The sequence below is a fragment of the Coprococcus sp. ART55/1 genome, from assembly GCF_000210595.1.
In the GTDB taxonomy this organism is placed as follows: Bacteria; Bacillota; Clostridia; order Lachnospirales; family Lachnospiraceae; genus Coprococcus; species Coprococcus aceti.
Map to the genome: position 1 here is coordinate 1,552,061 of NC_021018.1, position 18,236 is coordinate 1,570,296.

The 18,236-nt window shown below is 43.3% G+C and carries 11 protein-coding genes and 1 pseudogene; 3 read left to right on the top strand and 9 right to left on the bottom strand.

All coding sequences use genetic code 11. The features are described 5' to 3' along the window. Nucleotides 1–37: 37 nt before the first annotated feature. From CCU_RS07150 to malQ, 6 genes and pseudogenes are all read right to left on the bottom strand, one after another. Entirely contained in the window at nucleotides 38–1,432 is a 1,395-nt protein-coding gene (locus CCU_RS07150) for a carbohydrate ABC transporter permease (protein WP_015534108.1), read from the bottom strand. A gap of 106 nt (nucleotides 1,433–1,538) precedes the next feature. Beyond that, nucleotides 1,539–2,840 carry an extracellular solute-binding protein gene (locus CCU_RS07155; RefSeq protein ID WP_015534109.1) on the bottom strand — a complete coding sequence of 434 codons (1,302 nt, stop codon included), beginning with the start codon at nucleotides 2,838–2,840 and terminating at the stop codon, nucleotides 1,539–1,541. Between the two features lie 337 nt (nucleotides 2,841–3,177). Next, nucleotides 3,178–4,890: a sensor histidine kinase gene (locus CCU_RS07160; protein ID WP_015534110.1), complete on the bottom strand. Its 1,713-nt coding sequence runs from the start codon at nucleotides 4,888–4,890 to the stop codon at nucleotides 3,178–3,180. 58 nt (nucleotides 4,891–4,948) lie between these two features. Continuing rightward, complete coding sequence (locus tag CCU_RS07165) at nucleotides 4,949–6,466, bottom strand: response regulator transcription factor (protein WP_015534111.1); 1,518 nt, start codon at nucleotides 6,464–6,466, stop codon at nucleotides 4,949–4,951. A gap of 172 nt (nucleotides 6,467–6,638) precedes the next feature. Beyond that, nucleotides 6,639–8,888, bottom strand: coding sequence for a glycogen/starch/alpha-glucan phosphorylase (locus CCU_RS14740; protein WP_243440925.1), 2,250 nt, complete (start codon nucleotides 8,886–8,888; stop codon nucleotides 6,639–6,641). A 48-nt stretch (nucleotides 8,889–8,936) separates the two neighbouring features. Beyond that, a pseudogene (malQ, locus tag CCU_RS14745) lies at nucleotides 8,937–10,415 on the bottom strand (4-alpha-glucanotransferase); the annotation flags it as partial. 175 nt (nucleotides 10,416–10,590) lie between these two features. Here malQ and CCU_RS07175 point away from each other — a divergent pair. Continuing rightward, a complete protein-coding gene (locus tag CCU_RS07175) occupies nucleotides 10,591–11,478 on the top strand; it encodes an AraC family transcriptional regulator (RefSeq protein WP_015534113.1) in 888 nt (295 codons plus the stop codon). Nucleotides 11,479–11,496: 18 nt separating this feature from the next. Here CCU_RS07175 and CCU_RS07180 read toward each other — a convergent pair whose 3' ends face one another. Genes CCU_RS07180 through CCU_RS07190 form a run of 3 tightly spaced genes read right to left on the bottom strand, consistent with a single transcriptional unit; the run spans nucleotide 11,497 to nucleotide 15,210 of the window. Beyond that, the gene (locus tag CCU_RS07180) at nucleotides 11,497–12,975 is read right to left on the bottom strand and encodes a C69 family dipeptidase (RefSeq protein WP_015534114.1); all 1,479 of its coding nucleotides are present in this window, start codon (nucleotides 12,973–12,975) and stop codon (nucleotides 11,497–11,499) included. 3 nt (nucleotides 12,976–12,978) lie between these two features. Further along, nucleotides 12,979–13,551, bottom strand: a complete 573-nt coding sequence (locus CCU_RS07185; RefSeq protein ID WP_015534115.1) for a VanZ family protein — start codon at nucleotides 13,549–13,551, stop codon at nucleotides 12,979–12,981. Nucleotides 13,552–13,575: 24 nt separating this feature from the next. Beyond that, nucleotides 13,576–15,210, bottom strand: a complete 1,635-nt coding sequence (locus CCU_RS07190) for a hypothetical protein (RefSeq protein WP_015534116.1) — start codon at nucleotides 15,208–15,210, stop codon at nucleotides 13,576–13,578. A 195-nt stretch (nucleotides 15,211–15,405) separates the two neighbouring features. Here CCU_RS07190 and CCU_RS07195 point away from each other — a divergent pair, with 195 nt between their 5' ends. After that, nucleotides 15,406–16,509 carry an endonuclease/exonuclease/phosphatase family protein gene (locus tag CCU_RS07195; RefSeq protein ID WP_015534117.1) on the top strand — a complete coding sequence of 368 codons (1,104 nt, stop codon included), beginning with the start codon at nucleotides 15,406–15,408 and terminating at the stop codon, nucleotides 16,507–16,509. A gap of 209 nt (nucleotides 16,510–16,718) precedes the next feature. Then, the gene (locus tag CCU_RS07200; protein ID WP_015534118.1) at nucleotides 16,719–18,200 is read left to right on the top strand and encodes a nucleotide sugar dehydrogenase; all 1,482 of its coding nucleotides are present in this window, start codon (nucleotides 16,719–16,721) and stop codon (nucleotides 18,198–18,200) included. The last annotated feature ends 36 nt before the right edge of the window (nucleotides 18,201–18,236 follow it).

Consider the following 18,236-nt stretch of genomic DNA (forward strand, 5'->3'; position numbering starts at 1 on the left):
CTTCTTGCTTTAATCTCATTATTATTTGATTTAGCCATTACTGAAATCCCTCCTCATCTTTATATGATGCGGTGTTGTGGTAAGTTACCAGTGACACAACAGCGAGAACTATGAATGTCATGATACCTATAACAGCACCTAAGTTGTAGTACTGATTATCAACCGTCAGCTTATAGAGCCATGTGACAAGAAGATCTGTCTTTCCGGCAGTTTTTCCAACCGGAGTAGGCGCTCCATTTGACAGAAGGTAGATAACGTTGAAGTTGTTGATATTTCCCGCAAATGTTGTTATCAGATATGGTGCTGTGACAAACAACATATATGGAAGAGTGATCTTGAAGAAGATCTTTACCGGACCCGCGCCATCAACTCTCGCAGCCTCGTATATCTCCTCCGGTATGCTCTGGAGGATTCCTGTGACCTGCATGACGGTGAATGGAATTCCTATCCAGATATTGATGACAATTACCATGACTCTGGCAAGTGTTGCATTGCTCCAGAATGGAATAGCATTGTCGATTATTCCGTTATTTATAAGTAATGTATTGACGATACCATTCTGACTGAAGATCGTTCTCATCAGAAGAAGTGATACGAACTGTGGAACCGCTGCTGAGAGCATGAAGATTGCTCTCCACATACCTTTTGCCCTGGTTCCCCTTCTGTTGATCACCATTGCGAGTATCATTCCAAGGAAGTAGTTACTGAATGTGGCTGCCACAGCCCAAACAAGTGTCCAGCCAAGCACTGACCAGAATGTACTTCCTATTGCATCACTAAAGTTCAATATCTTTGCAAAATTCTTCAGTCCAACCCAGTTGAATATAACTGTATGTGAATCAAGCTTGCTGTAATTTGTAAATGCCATAAATATCATGAAAACCAATGGCAATATCGTAAATACAACGACTCCAAGTACAGGAAGTGGAAGAAGGAATGCATGAAGATTGCTGTCAAACAGACTCTTCACATCGTCCTTGAACTTTGGAACCTTTTTGCCTGTATCCCACAGGCAATACGCTTTGTATGCGCTCTCTATACTTACTACCCAAAGGCAGATGAATGCGAAAATTATAAACAGTGTTGCCACACCGTACAGGAGCATGAGCAGAGAGTTGTCACCCTGGGTATATTCAAATACACCCTTTGCATCATTCCAGACCTTCTGCTGTTCCTGACCACCCAGATGGAAGATATCCACCAGTAGTGATGCTCCATGCTTTATCATAAACCATATAAACAGTACCTCAAGTACCAGGTACGAAAATCCCTTTACAAACTGTTTTCTGACTATGCTTCCAAACCCCAAGATCAGAAATGAAATTCTGGTAGCTATGTCTCCATTTGCCGCTGCCTGTGCAACGGTATATGGGTAATCAGATCTTCGTATTTTCTTTATTTTGCTTTTTTTATTTGTTATAGCCTGAGCCATCCTAACACCTCCGTCTCAAAGTAAATTATTATCTCTTCTTATTACAAGTGCCCCATCACCTGTAGATGAATGGAGCACCTGTTTTTGAAATATATAACTAGTATTTTTACTGTGCTACATCAGTGTTAAGTGATGTGTTGAATGACTCTGTCATATCTGCTGCGTTGTCGTGTGTAACCTCACCATTTACGAGAGACTTACCAAAGTTTTCTGCTGGTGTCCAGTAGTTGCTCATCTTAGGAACAAATGGCTGGATGAATGCTGTTGTATCGAATGTTGCATTCTGAGCTGTTACAAGTGCATCGCCCTTAACTGCATCGCTCTCAAGAAGGCTTGTGTTACATGGAACGATGTTTCTTGCTGTGTAGTGTGACTCCTGTGATGCCTCATTTCCAAGGTAGAGTGCAAGTGCAACTGCAACCTGTGGATACTCACAGTTAGGATTTACAGCGATTGCCTTTGATCCTGCAAATGAGAGGAGCTGCTTGTCCGCACCGCCGATCTTGGCTGTTGGCATAACTGCGATTCCGAGATCATCTCCAAGTGCATCGTGTAATGCTGCGTAGTCCCATGAGCCTGAGAACATTGCTGATATTGAACCATCTGTCATACCTGAGATACCAACACCTGACTCATCGTTTACAAAGTTCTTGTTGTTTACAAGATCTACCAGGTAGTCTGTAACAGCCTTGCCGTTGTCACCACCGAAGTTGATTCCTGCATCATTGTCTGTACCATCACCGAATAATGTTCCGCCATTTGCAAGGTAGAATGCTGCGATGTACCATGAGTTTGAGAGTGGGAATGAAACCTTACCCTTCTCAAGCATTGTGTCAAGGCTCTTTACATCATCCTCTGTAAATGTCTTCTTGTTGTAGTACATAAACCATGTATTTGTTGTAAATGGCACACCATAGATACCTCCATCAACTGTGATAGAATCTACGATCGCCTGTGAATTTGTTGACTTAACATAATCTGCTGTGCTTCCGCCGAGCTCCGAAATAGCACCTGCATCGATCAGAGTCTGTAACTGGTCATTTGCGAACATGTATACATCTGCTGACGCTGAAACATCCTGTGTTACAGTCTTTCCAGCATCACCCTCACTACATGTACCATACTCAAATGTGATATCCCAGTTTGGATGCTCTTTCTTGAATGCCTCACATGTTGTCTGTAACCACTCGCCGTAATCAGGTGACTGATCCTCAGCTGGTCCCCAGACTGTAAGTGTTGTCTTGATTGCCTCTTCCTCTGAAGCTGCCTCTGTTGCATCTGTAGCCTCTGTTGCATCACTCTTTGCTGCTGTTGTTGACTCATCCTTTCCTGAATCTCCACATCCTGCCAGCATTGACATTCCCATTACACCCGCAAGTGCAACTGCTGCAAATCTCTTAACTCTCATAACCGTTCCTCCTTAAAAATATAGTTTTGATTGAATGTTTTTAACACCTTGCAGTACCTTTACCTTATGTCATTATTATAAGAAAACGTTTCCAATCCGTATATATCAATGATTTTAGAATCATGTTGGATTTTTTAGATATGTTGTTTTTTTGATGGGCGGGCGCCACTCCGGAGTGTGCCGCGGATATCCGCCGTTATGCATTGTTATTATGTCCACAAAAGTATAAAAAAATGTACCTTTTGAGCTTTAATAAGCTTCAAAAGGTACATCCTCTCTTCGTATTCTCGCCTTTTCGTGGAATTTCTATGAAAAGGTATAATTTTTGTATAATTTTCTAGTTTTCTACTCTCTTTGGGAAGTGGAGCATTACTTTCGTGCCGGCTCCCGGGGTGCTTTCGATCTTCACCGCGTACTTCTCTCCATAATATAGCTTGATCCTCTCGTTTACATTTGACACACCGTAGCCATTGGACGACTTCGACAGGATCAGGGCGGCCTGGGTCTTTGTCATTCCGATACCGTTGTCAGATACGGTAAAGTCAATGAAATCTCCATTCTCCTTTCCCTCTATGCGTATCTCTCCTCTGCCGTCAGTCTTGACGTCAATTCCATGCCCTATCGCGTTTTCAAGCAGCGGCTGGAGTATCAGATTCAATGTTTCGTATTTTAAGATACTGTCATCTATGTCGTACACCACATCAAAGCTGTTGTCATGCATGGCAAGCTGGATATCAAGATACGACTTGATATTTGCTATCTCATCTTTGACAAGCAGGATGTTTTTTCCTTTGTTCAGGGCTGTCCTGTAGAATGTGGAGAGAGACAGGGTGATCCGGCTTATATCATCCTGCTCCGCCTCAAGGGCTTTCCAATTGATCATAGACAGAGAATTGTACAGGAAATGCGGATTGATCTGGGCCTGAAGTGCCCTCATCTCGTATTCTTTTTCCTTGATCTTGCTCTGATATACCTCATTGACAGTCTCATCAAGGCGCTTACTCATGCTGTTATAGCCATTTATAAGATCACCAATCTCATCTGTACTGTCATTTTCTATAACCATGCCCAGATTTCCTGTCTCGGTGGCCTTCATAGTCTTCTGAAGATTTTTGATTCGCTTCGTTATAAATTCTGATACCATATGTATACATAATATACCTGCAAGCATACTTACCAGAAGTGCCACCACCGCTATTATAAGTATCGGTCGAACCGATGAGATTATAAGTTTGTTCGGCTTGTATACACATATGTTCCAGCCGGTCGCCTTGGATGTCTTATCTATAAACTGATACCCTGAATTATCCACATCTCTCAGAACATCGAATTTATCCACATCCAATTCATATGCTGACTGCTCATCGGCAAATGTGTTCTTGTTGAATATCATATGTCCATACTCATCCTCTATGATAAGCCCATAATTATCAAACATTGTCTCTGTATAAAACGGTTGAAATACACTGTCATAATCCACGCCTACATACAAAACGCCCTTGGCACCTTTCTGCTCCAGCATAGCCATCCGGCTGACTGAAAATGCAGTTCGGCTTTCCAGATCAATATGCCAGTGTATATTGTTATCCAGATCATCATATGCATGCGTTCCATCCGCCAGATCTTTTAACGGTGCAACTGTTGACCCATGTTTCACATCACTGGCGTCAGTATATATCGTGACCTGATTTACATCCTCATGGAAATACATGATCGATGCCAGCAGGGGATCGATCACCGTACTGAACTGCTCATAATTCTGATATGCCGATTGATCTGCGCTCAGTATCTTTGCAATCGACTGGTTATACGATATATATTTAGAGAGGTTGTTATATATCTCCAATTCATTGTCCATGGAATCCGTGGTCTGGCTGACATAAGATTCCAAGATTGTTGTCTCCCGGGCCCACAGAATCTTTTTCATCTCCATATATGTTATACCCAGTATTATCATAACAGGCACAAGTCCGGCCAGCAGATAAATAACAACCATTTTGCCAGTCAGCTTCATATCACGAAATCTCTTCTTGACTCCACCTTTGTTCATCTACGATCCCCCTGCTTAACGAGTTCTGCAATCGTCCTTTTCCAAGTCTGCTGTATGTCTACTCACCGCCTGCAACACCGCTCTCCCTGAATTTCTGAGGGCTCACTCCATAAAACTCCCTGAAACTCGAGCAAAAGTAGGATACATTCTGATAACCACACATCGCACCTATATCTACAATCTTCGCCATACTATTCTCAAGCATATCCCTTGCCCGCTCCATTCTGTATGACTTGATAAATTTGCTCAGGTTCTGTCCCGTCTCTTTCTTAAACACTGTGCTGAGATAACTTGGGGCAAGATATACCATATCCGCAAGCATATCTATGCCTAGCTCGCTCCCGTAATTCCTGTAAATATACTGCTTTACTATCTCCACTTCCTTATGTCCGGTCTGACTCTTGTCCTCAAAGCAGGCCGCCAGTCTGTCTATCGCAACCTCAACGAGACCTGTAAGGCTCTGAAAATCCGTCGTCATATACATCTTTTCAACATCCTTGTTAAGATCCGCCTCACCGGTCCCATCTATACTGCCGTATATGTCCTTCAAAAGATTTGAGTAGAGAAACTTTATATATATCTGTGAGCACTCATTCTTGTGCCTGTACTTTTCACAGAATTTGTCAAAATGTTCCCTGAGTGCCTCCACATCCTTCATCTTGATGTCCTGTTTCATCTGTTTCATGAGAGTGTCATCATCAAACTGGATCATTCCTGACGAATCGCTCTCCATATTTGGGTAGAACACCTTTATCTCCGGATGATAAAACTTATTGTCCATAAGCTCATCAAGCTCATCGACCTTCTGTTTCATGTCCTCAGGGTTCTCTATATCCGATGAAACTGCTATAAAACATTCCTCATCGTAATCACTTTTAATTATCCTGGCAAGCTCCTGGGCCGTGTAAACCGCATCTGTTTCATCGCCCAGAAAAATAAGTTCCTGCTGTTGATTCAGATTGAGGTATCTCTGTATTCCAAGTGCCATTATCTTCTCATTTTTCTTGAAATCTACATCTCGTCTTCCAAAGAAATCGTGATTAAATTCAACCAGCAGAATTCTCTTAAATCTGGCGAAATTCAGGTTCAGACCGTTGTACTCTCTGCGTATGCTCTCTATATCTTCGCCATTTACAAGCATATATAGCGCATGCTCATAAAGGAATTCCATGCTCTTGCTCTTGAGCTCATCCGAGGCTTTAGCCGCCTCTAGCTCATCCACAACCTTCTCCAACGTCTCCTTAAACTCCTTCGGGTCGACCGGTTTCAATATATAATCCACAACTCCCAGCCTTATTGCTCTCTTTGCATAGTCAAATTCATTGCAGCCGCTGAATATCACACATCTCATTTTCTTCTTCTCATTTACCACATTGTCAATGAGTTCTATACCGTCCATGAAAGGCATCTTCACATCGGTGAGGAGGATATCATAATTCTCCTGACGCATCTTCTCCAATGCATCAAGACCGTTTACCGCCTCGTCGATATCAAATTCCATATTCAGCTTTTTCAGGAGGAATCTTATCCCGTTTCTCTCTATTCTCTCGTCATCAACGATCAGTATTCTATACATCTCTCCACCGCCTTCCTTTTTCTTGATGTGAACTGTTTTCGCATCACATTACAACTTTAGTATATTTAATTATAACCGACTTACTTCCTGTTCGCCACCAAAACCTAAATCAAAAGGGGACGGAGGTGCCTGACCCCTCCGTCCCCTGCTGTGAAATAAACTAAGTTTTATATTATAATCTCCAAATGTCCTTGTTGTACTCAGCGATGGTTCTGTCTGATGAGAAGAATCCAGCCTTGCTGATGTTGACAAGTGCCTTCTTTGCCCAAGTCTTGCGATCTTCGTAATCTGCAAGTACGCCTTCCTTGGTCTTGATATAATCTTCAACATCCAGGAGTGTCATAAACCAATCCTTTACGATAAGTTCGTTGTGAAGTCTCTCAAGGCTTTCCTTCTGTCCGATCTCAAGGAGCTCATCGCTCACGATGAAATCAACAAGCTTCTTGATCTCAGGCTGCTCGTAGTAATCCTTTGACACATAATCAGCCTTTGCATAGTGGTCGATGACTGCCTCGCTTGACTCGCCGAAGAAGTAAATGTTATCCTCGCCGACAAGCTCTCCAATCTCAACATTTGCACCATCTCTTGTTCCGAGTGTAAGCGCGCCGTTCAGCATGAACTTCATGTTTCCGGTACCTGATGCCTCCTTTGATGCAAGTGAGATCTGCTCTGAAATGTCACATGCAGGTATGATCTTTGCTGCCTTTGACACATTGTAGTTCTCGATCATGACAACCTTGAGGTATGGGCTTACCTCTGGGTCATTATCGATGAGCTGCTGCAGGCAGAGGATGAGATGAATGATATCCTTTGCGATGGTGTATGCAGGAGCTGCCTTTGCACCAAATATTACAGTCACAGGAGTCTTTGGAAGATTTCCTGCCTTGATATCGAAGTACTTGTGGATAACCCAGAGTGCGTTCATCTGCTGACGCTTGTACTCATGAAGTCTCTTAACCTGTATATCAAAGATAGAATTCTCATCTATGTCAATGTTCTGTGTCTCCTTAAGGTAATCCTTGAGAACGACCTTGTTCTGCTTCTTGATATCCATGATCCTGCCAAGGACTGCATCATCATCATAGAACTTAGCGAGGTCACTCAGTTTCTCTGCATCCTTCTTGTAGCCGTCACCGATAAGCTCTGTGATATAAGCTGCAAGCTGCTCGTTACAGTGGAGAAGCCATCTTCTGAATGTGATACCATTTGTCTTGTTGTTGAACTTCTCAGGATAGATCTTGTAGAAGTTGTTCAACTCAGAATCCTTGAGGATCTCTGTGTGAAGGTATGCAACACCGTTTACACTGTGGCTATAGTGTATATCAATGTGTGCCATGTGCACTCTCTGATCCTTGTCGATGATATATACGCTTTCATCCTTGTATCTGTTACGAACCTTCTCGTCCAGCTTCTTGATGATAGGAACAAGCTGTGGAACAACCTTCTCAAGGTAAGCAAGCGGCCACTTCTCAAGAGCCTCTGCAAGGATAGTGTGGTTGGTGTATGCGCACACCTCTGTCACGATCTCTGTAGCCTCGTCAAATGATATTCCCTCAGCGGTAAGAAGTCTGATGAACTCAGGGATCACCATTGAAGGATGTGTATCATTGATCTGAACTGCTGCATAATCAGCCAGATCGTGAAGATTTGAACCCTTTGCCTTAGCCTCATCAAGAATGAGCTTTGCACCATTTGCCACCATGAAATACTGCTGGTAGATACGGAGAAGATTTCCAGCCTCATCGCTGTCGTCCGGGTACAGGCAGAGTGTCAGGTTCTTTGCAATGTCTGTCTTGTCGAAGTTAATTCCGCCCGGCTCCATGATGGACTCGTCAACGCTCTCGATATCGAAGAGGTGGAGCTTATTTGTTCTGTTCTCGTATCCGGTTACATCTATATCGTACATTCTTGACTGGACTTTCAGGTTGCCAAATGTGATCGTGTTGGTAACGTCTGTCTTCTCGAGCCAGCTGTCTGCCTCAATCCAAGGATTTGCAGTCTCCTTCTGGTAGTTGTTCTCAAATACCTGCTTGAACAGACCCATGTGGTAGTTAAGTCCAATTCCATCTCCGTGAAGTCCGAGGGTTGCCATGGAGTCAAGGAAGCATGCTGCAAGTCTTCCAAGACCGCCATTTCCAAGTGATGGTTCCGGCTCAACCTCCTCTATGTCATAGATGCTCTTGCCATTCTCAGCAAGCACCTGTTTAACCTCGTCAAATACACCAAGGTTGATGAGATTGTTCGAGAGAAGCTTTCCTATGAGGAACTCTGCTGAGATGTAATAAACCTTCTTCTGTCCCTCCTCTGAAACCTTTCCGTCTGCGAGCTTCTTTGTCATATCAAGGAGTGCGAAGTAGATCTCCTCGTTTGTGCAGTCCTTGATCTCCTTGTTGTATTTCTTCATGCAAATGTCCTTTAACATAATATCCTCCTTACAAATATACGTCTTCACCCTGTTTCTTCCATACAGTCTGGTGAGATCCCTTAATTTATCTATATGTTCCTGTGTAAATTCCCATGTTGCGCCCTTGGTAAGCCTCCACTTCCAGTTGCCGCCAAGCGTTGATGGATAGTTCATTCTGGCACTGTTGTCCTTGCCCAGAATATCCTGCATCTGAAGTATGACCGTGTCCGCTGAGCTCATGTAAAGTGCATGTATCATCTTCTCTGCCACATCATCCAGGCTGTTCGCCATGAGGTACTTCATCATATATTCCTGAAGCTCCTCACTCTGTCCGCTGATATAACTTTTCAGCATATCATTGTCGTGGGTTCCGATATACGCTACGTAGTTCTTTGCGTGATTGTGCGGCAGATATTCATTTGCCGTATTGCCGTCAAATGCAAATTCCAACACCTTCATACCCGGATAACCGGATTCCTTTACAAGTTTCTGAACCTCTGGCACGACCACGCCGAGGTCCTCTGCTATAACCTTGGATGAACCTATGGCACTGTCTATAGCATCGATGAGTTTCTTTCCCGGTCCCTGTCTGTAGTAGCCATCCTTCGGCTCGCCATTTGCCGGGATGCTGTAGTATCTGACTATCCCGATAAAGTGATCTATACGGATCACGTCGTAGAGTTTTGCAGATGCAGCAATTCTCTTCTTCCACCACGCGAAATCATCCTTCTCCATGACATCCCAGTCATAGATCGGGTTACCCCACTTCTGTCCGTAGCTTGAGAACATGTCCGGCGGGCACCCTGCCACAACTGACGGTGCCAGACTTCCAGAAAGCTGGAACTGATCCGTGTTCGCCCACACATCAGCACTGTCCAGTGCCACATAGATTGGAATATCTCCAATGATGCTTATGCCGTTTCTGTTGGCATACTCTTTTAATGGCATCCACTGCTCGTAGAACTTGAACTGAAGGAATTTGTAGAATTCCACGTCTTCACCAAGCTTTTCTCTGTAAGCTGCCATAGCCTCCGGCTTTCTCTTCTTGATCGCCGGTTCCCACGCAAGCCATTCTCTATTGTTATGATCAGCCTTGATCGCCATATACAGCGCATAGTCATCTATCCACTGTTCATTTTCCTCTATGAAATCTACGTAATCCCTGCTGTCTTTGTGCTCTGATCTGCCAAATGCTTTTCTGAGAACTTCAAATCTCTGTCTGTATATTCTGGCGTAGTCGATCTCGTCATCACTGTCAGCCCATTTGTAGGATTCTACCTCCTCTTTCTTGATAAGCCCTTCAGCTATCAATGTATCCAGATCGATAAAATACGGATTGCCCGCAAATGCTGAAAACGACTGATAAGGACTGTCACCGAAGCTTGTTGGTCCTATCGGAAGCACCTGCCAGTACTTCTGCCCTGCTCTTTTCAACATATCAACAAAATCATAAGCATCTCTTCCCATAGTTCCAATTCCATATGGTGATGGGAGGCTGCTTATCGGCAGGAGTATTCCTGCGCCACGCTCCAACGCTTTACTCATATATGATACCTCCTGAACAGTTCCTGTTATGGCTTGTATTTTATTAGCATTTTCCCTTTTATGCTTGCATTATATAAGCAATTAATTGTACAATTCTATCATCTTGATGATGTACAATATGTAAAAGATGTAAAAAATCGTCGAATTTATGAACAAAAAGGAGGCACATGGTTATATGAACAGTCTTGAATACGAAAATCTTCTGGAGAATAAGACCCATGCGGACCCAATGTTTCCGTACAATACTTACCTGTGCTCCATACCACTTGACTTCAATTCTGTGTCTCTGCACTGGCATGAATTTATGGAGATTATCTATATCAAAAAAGGCAAGGGAAATGTGACTGTGGACTTCACAACTCACTATGTTGAGGAGGGTGACATAGTCATTATCCTGCCAGGACACATTCACGGAATCTCCCAGCACGAAGGCTATTCAATGGAATATGAGAATATTCTTTTCTCCGTCGACATGTTCAGATCCAGAAATCACGACTCACTGGACAGCGAGTTTTTCCTGCCTCTGCTGGCGGGCGACGTGGATATCAAGAGTATTTATGACAGGGACGATCCATTATATCCGTCTCTTTCCGCATGTCTTAACAGGGTAGACAAGCTCTGCTCAGAGACGCCAAAGGGATACCACCTTGCACTTAAGGGATGCTATTTTGAATTCTTCTACATTCTCTATGCCAACTCCACCGCAAGGGATGAGGCAGACAGGAAGAACCGAACCAGGGATCTGGAGAGAACAAAACTCATCCTCTCCTACATAGACGAAAATTACAAAGAGGCCATATCCATAACGGATATAGCCTCCTACTGTGGATTCTCTGAATCCCATTTTATGCGATTTTTCAAGAACACCATGGGGGTGTCATTTGTATCATATCTGAACGACTTCAGGCTGAATGTTGCCGCAAGACTTCTCTCCTCCAATGACGAGAGCATACTCTCCATCGCGGAGAACTGCGGCTTCTTCAACCTGTCCTACTTCAACAGGATGTTTAAGAAGAAATACGGCGTGACTCCGGGTAAATACAGGGATAATCATAACCTGTAAGCGGCCACTCATTGCCTACTACGCATCAGATCTTGAATACGAGTTCTTCATCTGATTGCTGAGTTCATAGAGGACCCTGCCAAGGGTTGCATTTGCCTCACGTCTCACCATGTCTGTGGTCTCCTGGTTGGCCTGCTGGCGGAGTTTCTCGCCCAATGGCTGTTCATTCATAATATCATCATATCTGTATATTATCTCATGTGCCTTGGACATGACTTTCTCCTCGTACCTTTCGATATGGAACACCGACTTCGCATAAGATGCGTCCGCCATCGCTGCGATCATACGGCTGGTCCAGTAGAAGTTGTCCGTGGAAGCATCCGCCCCTGTATTTGCCAGATACTCAGGAGTCGTGTCTACATTTGCATAGAAAGGAACCATGACATTGAATGCATTCGATGCAAATGCTATCCACTGTACAGCGCAGTTATCCTCTCCAACATATGGTCTCATCTGGATCGCCGACATGAAATCCGTCCTGTTCACACCTATCGATCTATATGCCCCGCGCATCTTATTGTCGCCGTAATTGCCGTACGGATCATACGGAGTTCCCTGATAATGCGAAGAAAGCACATACTTCACATCCTCCATGGTTATCTTCTTCTCTGGTATCATGCACCATGGAATGTCATCCGAAACCGGCGTAAAGTCCGCATCCGGTCCGTCCCAGACTGCCGAATTCGGGTTGAGCGTCCGCTCCATGAACCATGCCCTCGGGGTGTTGTACACGTGATCCGCATCGTCGTGGCTGCCGAATATATCCCGTGGACAGATCGTGTCCTCCATATTCTCCACGTTCAGATGATACTTCTCTATAAATGCTGGAAGATCTGCCGAGCACATGAACTCGCTCTGCGCTCCCATTGCGTCTGCAATATCAAATTCGTCCATACCAAACTGGTTTGGCATGACAACATACACATCATCAGGAACTTTTCTCGCGATCCAATGATGTCCTCCGATGGTCTCAAGCCACCAGATCTCGTCTACATCCTGAAATGCAATTCCGTTCATCTCATAGGTTCCATATCGCTCAAGCAGGCTGCCAAGTCTCTTCACGCCCTCTCTTGCGCTCTTTATATATGGAAGTGTAATGCTGACTATATCCTCCTCGCCGATACCTCCAGTCTTCTCAGGCTTATCTCCCTCCGCAGGCTCATAGCACACCAGTGGATCCGCACCGAGCACTCTTGGATTTGAGGTTATGGTCTCCGTCGCCGTCATAGCCACATTTGCAGAATTCACTCCGCTTGCCGCCCAGATTCCTTCGCCCGCCAGCGCATTTGGAACACAGGTGTAACGCATCGGATCATCCGGAAGTTCAATCTCCACATGGGATATCTCCGACTTGTATATTCTTGGCTGCTCCTCCGGCTTCACAACCACATATTTCTTCGGCGTGTACAAACCGGCCCCCGAATCGTCATTTCTCGCTATTATTGTTGAACCGTCATAAGACGCATTTTTTCCTACCAATATTGTTGTACATGGCATGATCTATTCCTCCATTTTTTTAATATTTTTCATCTTTTTTATAATTAAAAATATAATATATCCCGCAAGGCTTCCGAGGGTATTCATAACTACATCATCGAGCTGGCAGTAACCGCGCTCCGTTATAAGCTGAACCGTCTCTATGCAGACACTGCACAGAAATCCAAACAGTACAGTACATTTGGACAACCTGTCTACCGCCCTGCCATCGCCATTCTTACTTCCAGCCACCGCCAGCGGGAAAAGCACGCCGAACGGCACAAAGAGCAATATATTTTCTATGACAAATGCGTGCTCCTGGGGCGTCACTCCCCACGTCTGAAACAGCGTCATGTCAATGCCTTGCCTTGAGCCCGGCTCTCTGGACAGGAACACAGTAACTGCCATCACCGCCAGATACACCACCAGCAGGAACCACACTATTGACTTCTTCACACGTCCTCCGGCACTAACCTTTTTCCCCGCATGGCTCACTGTATACACGAGATAGACCACGACTGCTATGCATCCGCACAAAATGCCTATCGGAAGGTAGCCCGCGACCTCCATTATATCTTTTATAATAAGTTCAAACATACATTCCCCTCAGTAATTTTACATTTATTCTATTGAAACCAAATACGATTTCTCGACAGTGTACTTTTCCAACTTCATTGGTTTTCCACCATTTATCCATTCCATATAATTCTTTGCATATGCATAATATGTATATTTCCCTAACTCGAATATAGCCGGCATACACTTTTCACATGGAGCCCATCTTGAATATATCGTTATACCATTAAAATCCGATAAATATGACATGATCTTTCTTTCGCAGCATCCATATGTAAGTCCAATCTTTCTCAAATAATCATCTTTCCTTTTATCGATTCTTCTCGTCTTCAGATCGTCCCCCAGCTTCTCTTTTTTACTCACATACTTTATCTTGCTGTTACTATCAGGCTCTATTACCTCTGTATAACGCATAGTTTTCTTCCTAATAGGACAGTATCTGATGCCATGATTTTTTGTATAAATATTGGTAACATGATGCCATCCAAACGTGTTATCAAATATGTATTTTACCAGCATCTCCATCTGCAATCTTTTGTTTCTATCCCACGAATCTGTCCCACTCAATGCCCAATACTTTTCTCCATTTGGCAATACAAATATTGTATAACAGCCTTGTTTTTTACCCGAATATTTATTAACCAGATTAAAATCCTTTTTTAATTTCAACGCTGACTTTATTTTTGCAATCTCTTCCGTAAACTGTTTTGTCATACTTTCAAAATTGTTTGATCCCGTTGACACTAATTCATCATTTGTATTTATTTGAGACAGAGAAATAAAAAAATGTCTATATATTTCTGTTAATTTATCTTTCCAAATACAAGCTTCAAAAATAGCACTGTCATCTTTTGGCATATCATGTGTTTCGATGTTAAACGCATGGGCTATATTAGAAATAAACCTAATATATCTCTTTTTTAACGTCACTTTCTCTCCGCTACTTTTCAAAATTTCTTTTTTTATAATATTAAGCGTCTTTGTATAGTAGCCTATTTTCTCTTCCTGTCCAATATCTGAGACCATACTTTTCATTATGGAATCCGCTCTTTCCAGTACAAACTCTAAATTTTCATTCCAGCTCGTAGCAGTAAATTTATTATAACTTGTTAGGAACTTCTCGTGTATATCATCTATTTCTCCTATATCATGCACCTTACATTTGCTCGCCCTATCTATCAATCTGTATATATCTGTCAATATAGTTTTTTTATTTTCACTAAAATCTACGTAGTCTTCATGCACATATCTCTCTGTATAAATCATAATAGAGATTGCGATACGCCTGTAATCATATTTTATCCTGCTGGCAAATGTCTGCAGTGCTTCCATATTTAGTGCTTCAACGCTATCACTATTATCCTGCATGACCGTATCATTAATAAGTGTCACATCTGCCAGATAATCCCACATATTATTTTCACTTAAATTGTACTCATCATTTATCCAGGCACCTTCATCCTCCACTGATTCCAAATTTAAGTCAAGCGCTTCTAATGATTTCGATTTCGCATACTCTTCAAAACTACCATATTTACTTGCCACTATATCCAATTCTTCACGTACCAATTTACTTTTAACAATTTTCTGTAAGACATCAGGTTTATATGGCACGAAATATTCTGCTATCGGATAATCTGAATTTCGCAACCTATGTGTTATTCTAATAGATTTCTTCATATGTATCACCCACTCCCAAAACAATTCTCCCGCCCCTGCGGTAATTACGTTAAGTTCCACTAATTATTATATCACAGTTGCAACTGACAGTCATTTTACACATTGTTTACATACACCGCGTCTGATATACTTTACATGTCAGTCCAACTAACCATTTGGACGGGCTGAACAAATATAGAACAGGAAATATCCAACATGATAATAGCAAAAAAAATTCTAAAAATAACATGTATCGTCCTCGGCGTGATCCTTGCGGCCGCCATAATATTTGTAGGAGTTCTCACCATAACAGAATACAAACCAGACGATTCCGAATCCCTTGAGGTCACATCTGGAAGCACATTTGGCAAAAATGCAACCGGCTCAGCCAAGCTTTCACCATCTGTCGGCGACTCCATATCCATCGTGACATGGAATCTCGGCTACGGATCCCTCGGTGCAAATGCTGACTTTTTCATGGACGGAGGAGACAGTGTGTACACTTCCACAGCCAAGCAGGTAAACGACAATATGGAGGCCATCACATCAGAGCTGAATTCACTTGCCGCTGACATCTTTCTTCTCCAGGAGGTTGATGAACGATCATCCAGAAGCCACAAGATAAACGAAGCCGATATTTTGAGGGAAAAGCTGCCGTCATACACAAGCTCATACGCCTACAACTACAAAACACTCATGGTTCCATATCCACTTCCACCGATCGGCAGAGTGACATCAGGAATAATGACTCTCTGCTCATTTGAAGTATCGGATGCAGAAAGAATACAGCTTCCATGTCCATTTTCCTACCCGATCAGACTGTGCAACCTGAAAAGATGCCTGATCGTGTCCAGAATACCGATTGCCGGAAGTGAACACGAACTCGTCATAGTAAATCTCCACCTGGAGGCTTATGACTCAGGCGAGGGCAAAGCCGCCCAGACCAGGATGCTAGCCGACATTCTCCAAAATGAGGCTGCAGCAGGGAACTACGTTATCGCAGGAGGCGACTTCAACCAGACTTTTTCAAATGTGGATCTGTCCGCATACCCTCAGCAGTCCGCTGACCTGTGGGCACCAGGAAGCATAGATGTATCTGAATTTGGAGATTCCTTCATCTGCAGCACCGATTCCTCAGCTCCGACATGCCGATCCCTGGACAAACCATACGAAGGAAGCGACCACGAGAGTTTCCAATATTATGTCATCGACGGATTCATAGTATCGAGCAATTTGCAGATTAACTCCACAGAGACCATAAATCTGGATTTTAAAAACAGCGATCACAATCCGATAAGACTCGATGTTGCGTTGAAATAAACTATATTTTCAGTTGTTTTATACATGTTATTTTAATTAACATTAATTATGTATAATTTTATGTTTAAAATACATTTTTCTCTTGATTTATGCCGTTTTTACATGTATTATGGCATTGTAAATGTTATAAATATTAACATTTATTGCTAGTTTTGAATAATACTTCTAAGAATAATAGAGAATACTCATCAGAGAAAGGAATTTTGATCATGAAGAAATTATCACAGTCACGTCTCGCCGACACTGTCATGAACGGAAGAAAAGAAAAGGGTATGACCCAGGCTCAGCTCGCCGATGCAACCGGTATCAACAGAGCACTCATTTCCAGAATAGAGCAGAAGGATTTTGTTCCTTCTATAGAGCAGCTCGAAAGTTTGTCAGAGGTTTTGAACTTCGACCTCACAGAAATGTTCATCAATGCTGGCGCACACAAGCTCGAGTCTCCATCCCCACTGAACATTGCAGTGGCAGGAACCGGTTACGTTGGTCTGTCCATTGCGACCCTGCTGGCACAGCACAACCATGTAACGGCAGTTGACATCATCCCTGAAAAGGTTGATCTCATCAACAACAAGAAATCCCCTATACAGGACGACTATATTGAGAAATATCTCGCCGAGAAGGAGCTTGATCTCACAGCAACTCTCGATGGCAAATCAGCATACAAGGATGCAGATTTCGTAATCATTGCTGCCCCGACAAACTACGACAGCAACAAGAACTATTTCGACACATCAGCCGTTGAGGCCGTTATCGAGCTCGTCCTCAAGGTCAACCCGGATGCCATCATGGTCATCAAATCAACTATACCAGTTGGATACACCGAGTCCGTAAGGAAGAAATACAACACGTCAAATATCATTTTCAGCCCAGAGTTTCTTCGTGAATCAAAGGCACTGTACGACAACCTCTATCCATCAAGGATAATTGTCAGCACAGACAAGAATGACGAGAAGATAGTTAAGGCATCCAATACATTTGCCGCACTGCTTCAGGAGGGCGCCCTCAAGGAAGATATCGACACTCTGTTCATGGGCTTCACCGAGGCTGAGGCTGTAAAGTTATTTGCAAATACCTATCTCGCACTCCGCGTGTCCTACTTCAACGAGCTTGACACATACGCAGAGATGAAGGGACTTAACACACAGGACATCATAAACGGCGTATGTCTCGACCCAAGAATCGGAACACACTACAACAACCCATCATTTGGATACGGCGGATACTGTCTGCCAAAGGATACAAAGCAGCTCCTTGCCAACTACAACGACGTGCCTCAGAATATGATGAGCGCCATCGTCGAGAGCAACAGAACGAGAAAGGACTTCATCGCAGACCGCGTTCTCTCCATCGCAGGCTACTACGACTACAACAATAACGGTGATTACTCAGCAGCCCAGGAGAAGGAATGTGTCATAGGTGTATACAGACTGACGATGAAGAGCAACTCCGACAACTTCCGCCAGAGCAGTATACAGGGTGTCATGAAGCGTATCAAAGCCAAGGGCGCAACCGTCGTTGTATACGAGCCAACCCTTGAAGACGGAACCACATTCTTCGGAAGCAAAGTTGTAAATGACCTAGACAAATTCAAATCCATGTCCGACGCTGTCATCGCCAACAGGTACAATTCATGCCTCGATGACATCAAAGACAAGGTATACACAAGAGATCTGTTCCAGAGAGACTAATCTTCAAGAAGGCCTTTAAGAACATTTTTATAACAT

Excerpts from the sequence above, each read along its gene's own strand:
- CCU_RS07200 (WP_015534118.1), top strand. The coding sequence starts at position 16,719 with ATGAAGAAATTATCACAGTCACGTCTCGCCGACACTGTCATGAACGGA.
- CCU_RS07195 (WP_015534117.1), top strand. The coding sequence starts at position 15,406 with ATGATAATAGCAAAAAAAATTCTAAAAATAACATGTATCGTCCTCGGC.
- CCU_RS07150 (WP_015534108.1), bottom strand. The coding sequence starts at position 1,432 with ATGGCTCAGGCTATAACAAATAAAAAAAGCAAAATAAAGAAAATACGA.
- CCU_RS14740 (WP_243440925.1), bottom strand. The coding sequence starts at position 8,888 with ATGTTAAAGGACATTTGCATGAAGAAATACAACAAGGAGATCAAGGAC.
- CCU_RS07180 (WP_015534114.1), bottom strand. The coding sequence starts at position 12,975 with ATGCCATGTACAACAATATTGGTAGGAAAAAATGCGTCTTATGACGGT.
- CCU_RS07175 (WP_015534113.1), top strand. The coding sequence starts at position 10,591 with ATGAACAGTCTTGAATACGAAAATCTTCTGGAGAATAAGACCCATGCG.
- CCU_RS07185 (WP_015534115.1), bottom strand. The coding sequence starts at position 13,551 with ATGTTTGAACTTATTATAAAAGATATAATGGAGGTCGCGGGCTACCTT.
- CCU_RS07160 (WP_015534110.1), bottom strand. The coding sequence starts at position 4,890 with ATGAACAAAGGTGGAGTCAAGAAGAGATTTCGTGATATGAAGCTGACT.
- CCU_RS07155 (WP_015534109.1), bottom strand. The coding sequence starts at position 2,840 with ATGAGAGTTAAGAGATTTGCAGCAGTTGCACTTGCGGGTGTAATGGGA.
- CCU_RS07165 (WP_015534111.1), bottom strand. The coding sequence starts at position 6,466 with ATGTATAGAATACTGATCGTTGATGACGAGAGAATAGAGAGAAACGGG.
- CCU_RS07190 (WP_015534116.1), bottom strand. The coding sequence starts at position 15,210 with ATGAAGAAATCTATTAGAATAACACATAGGTTGCGAAATTCAGATTAT.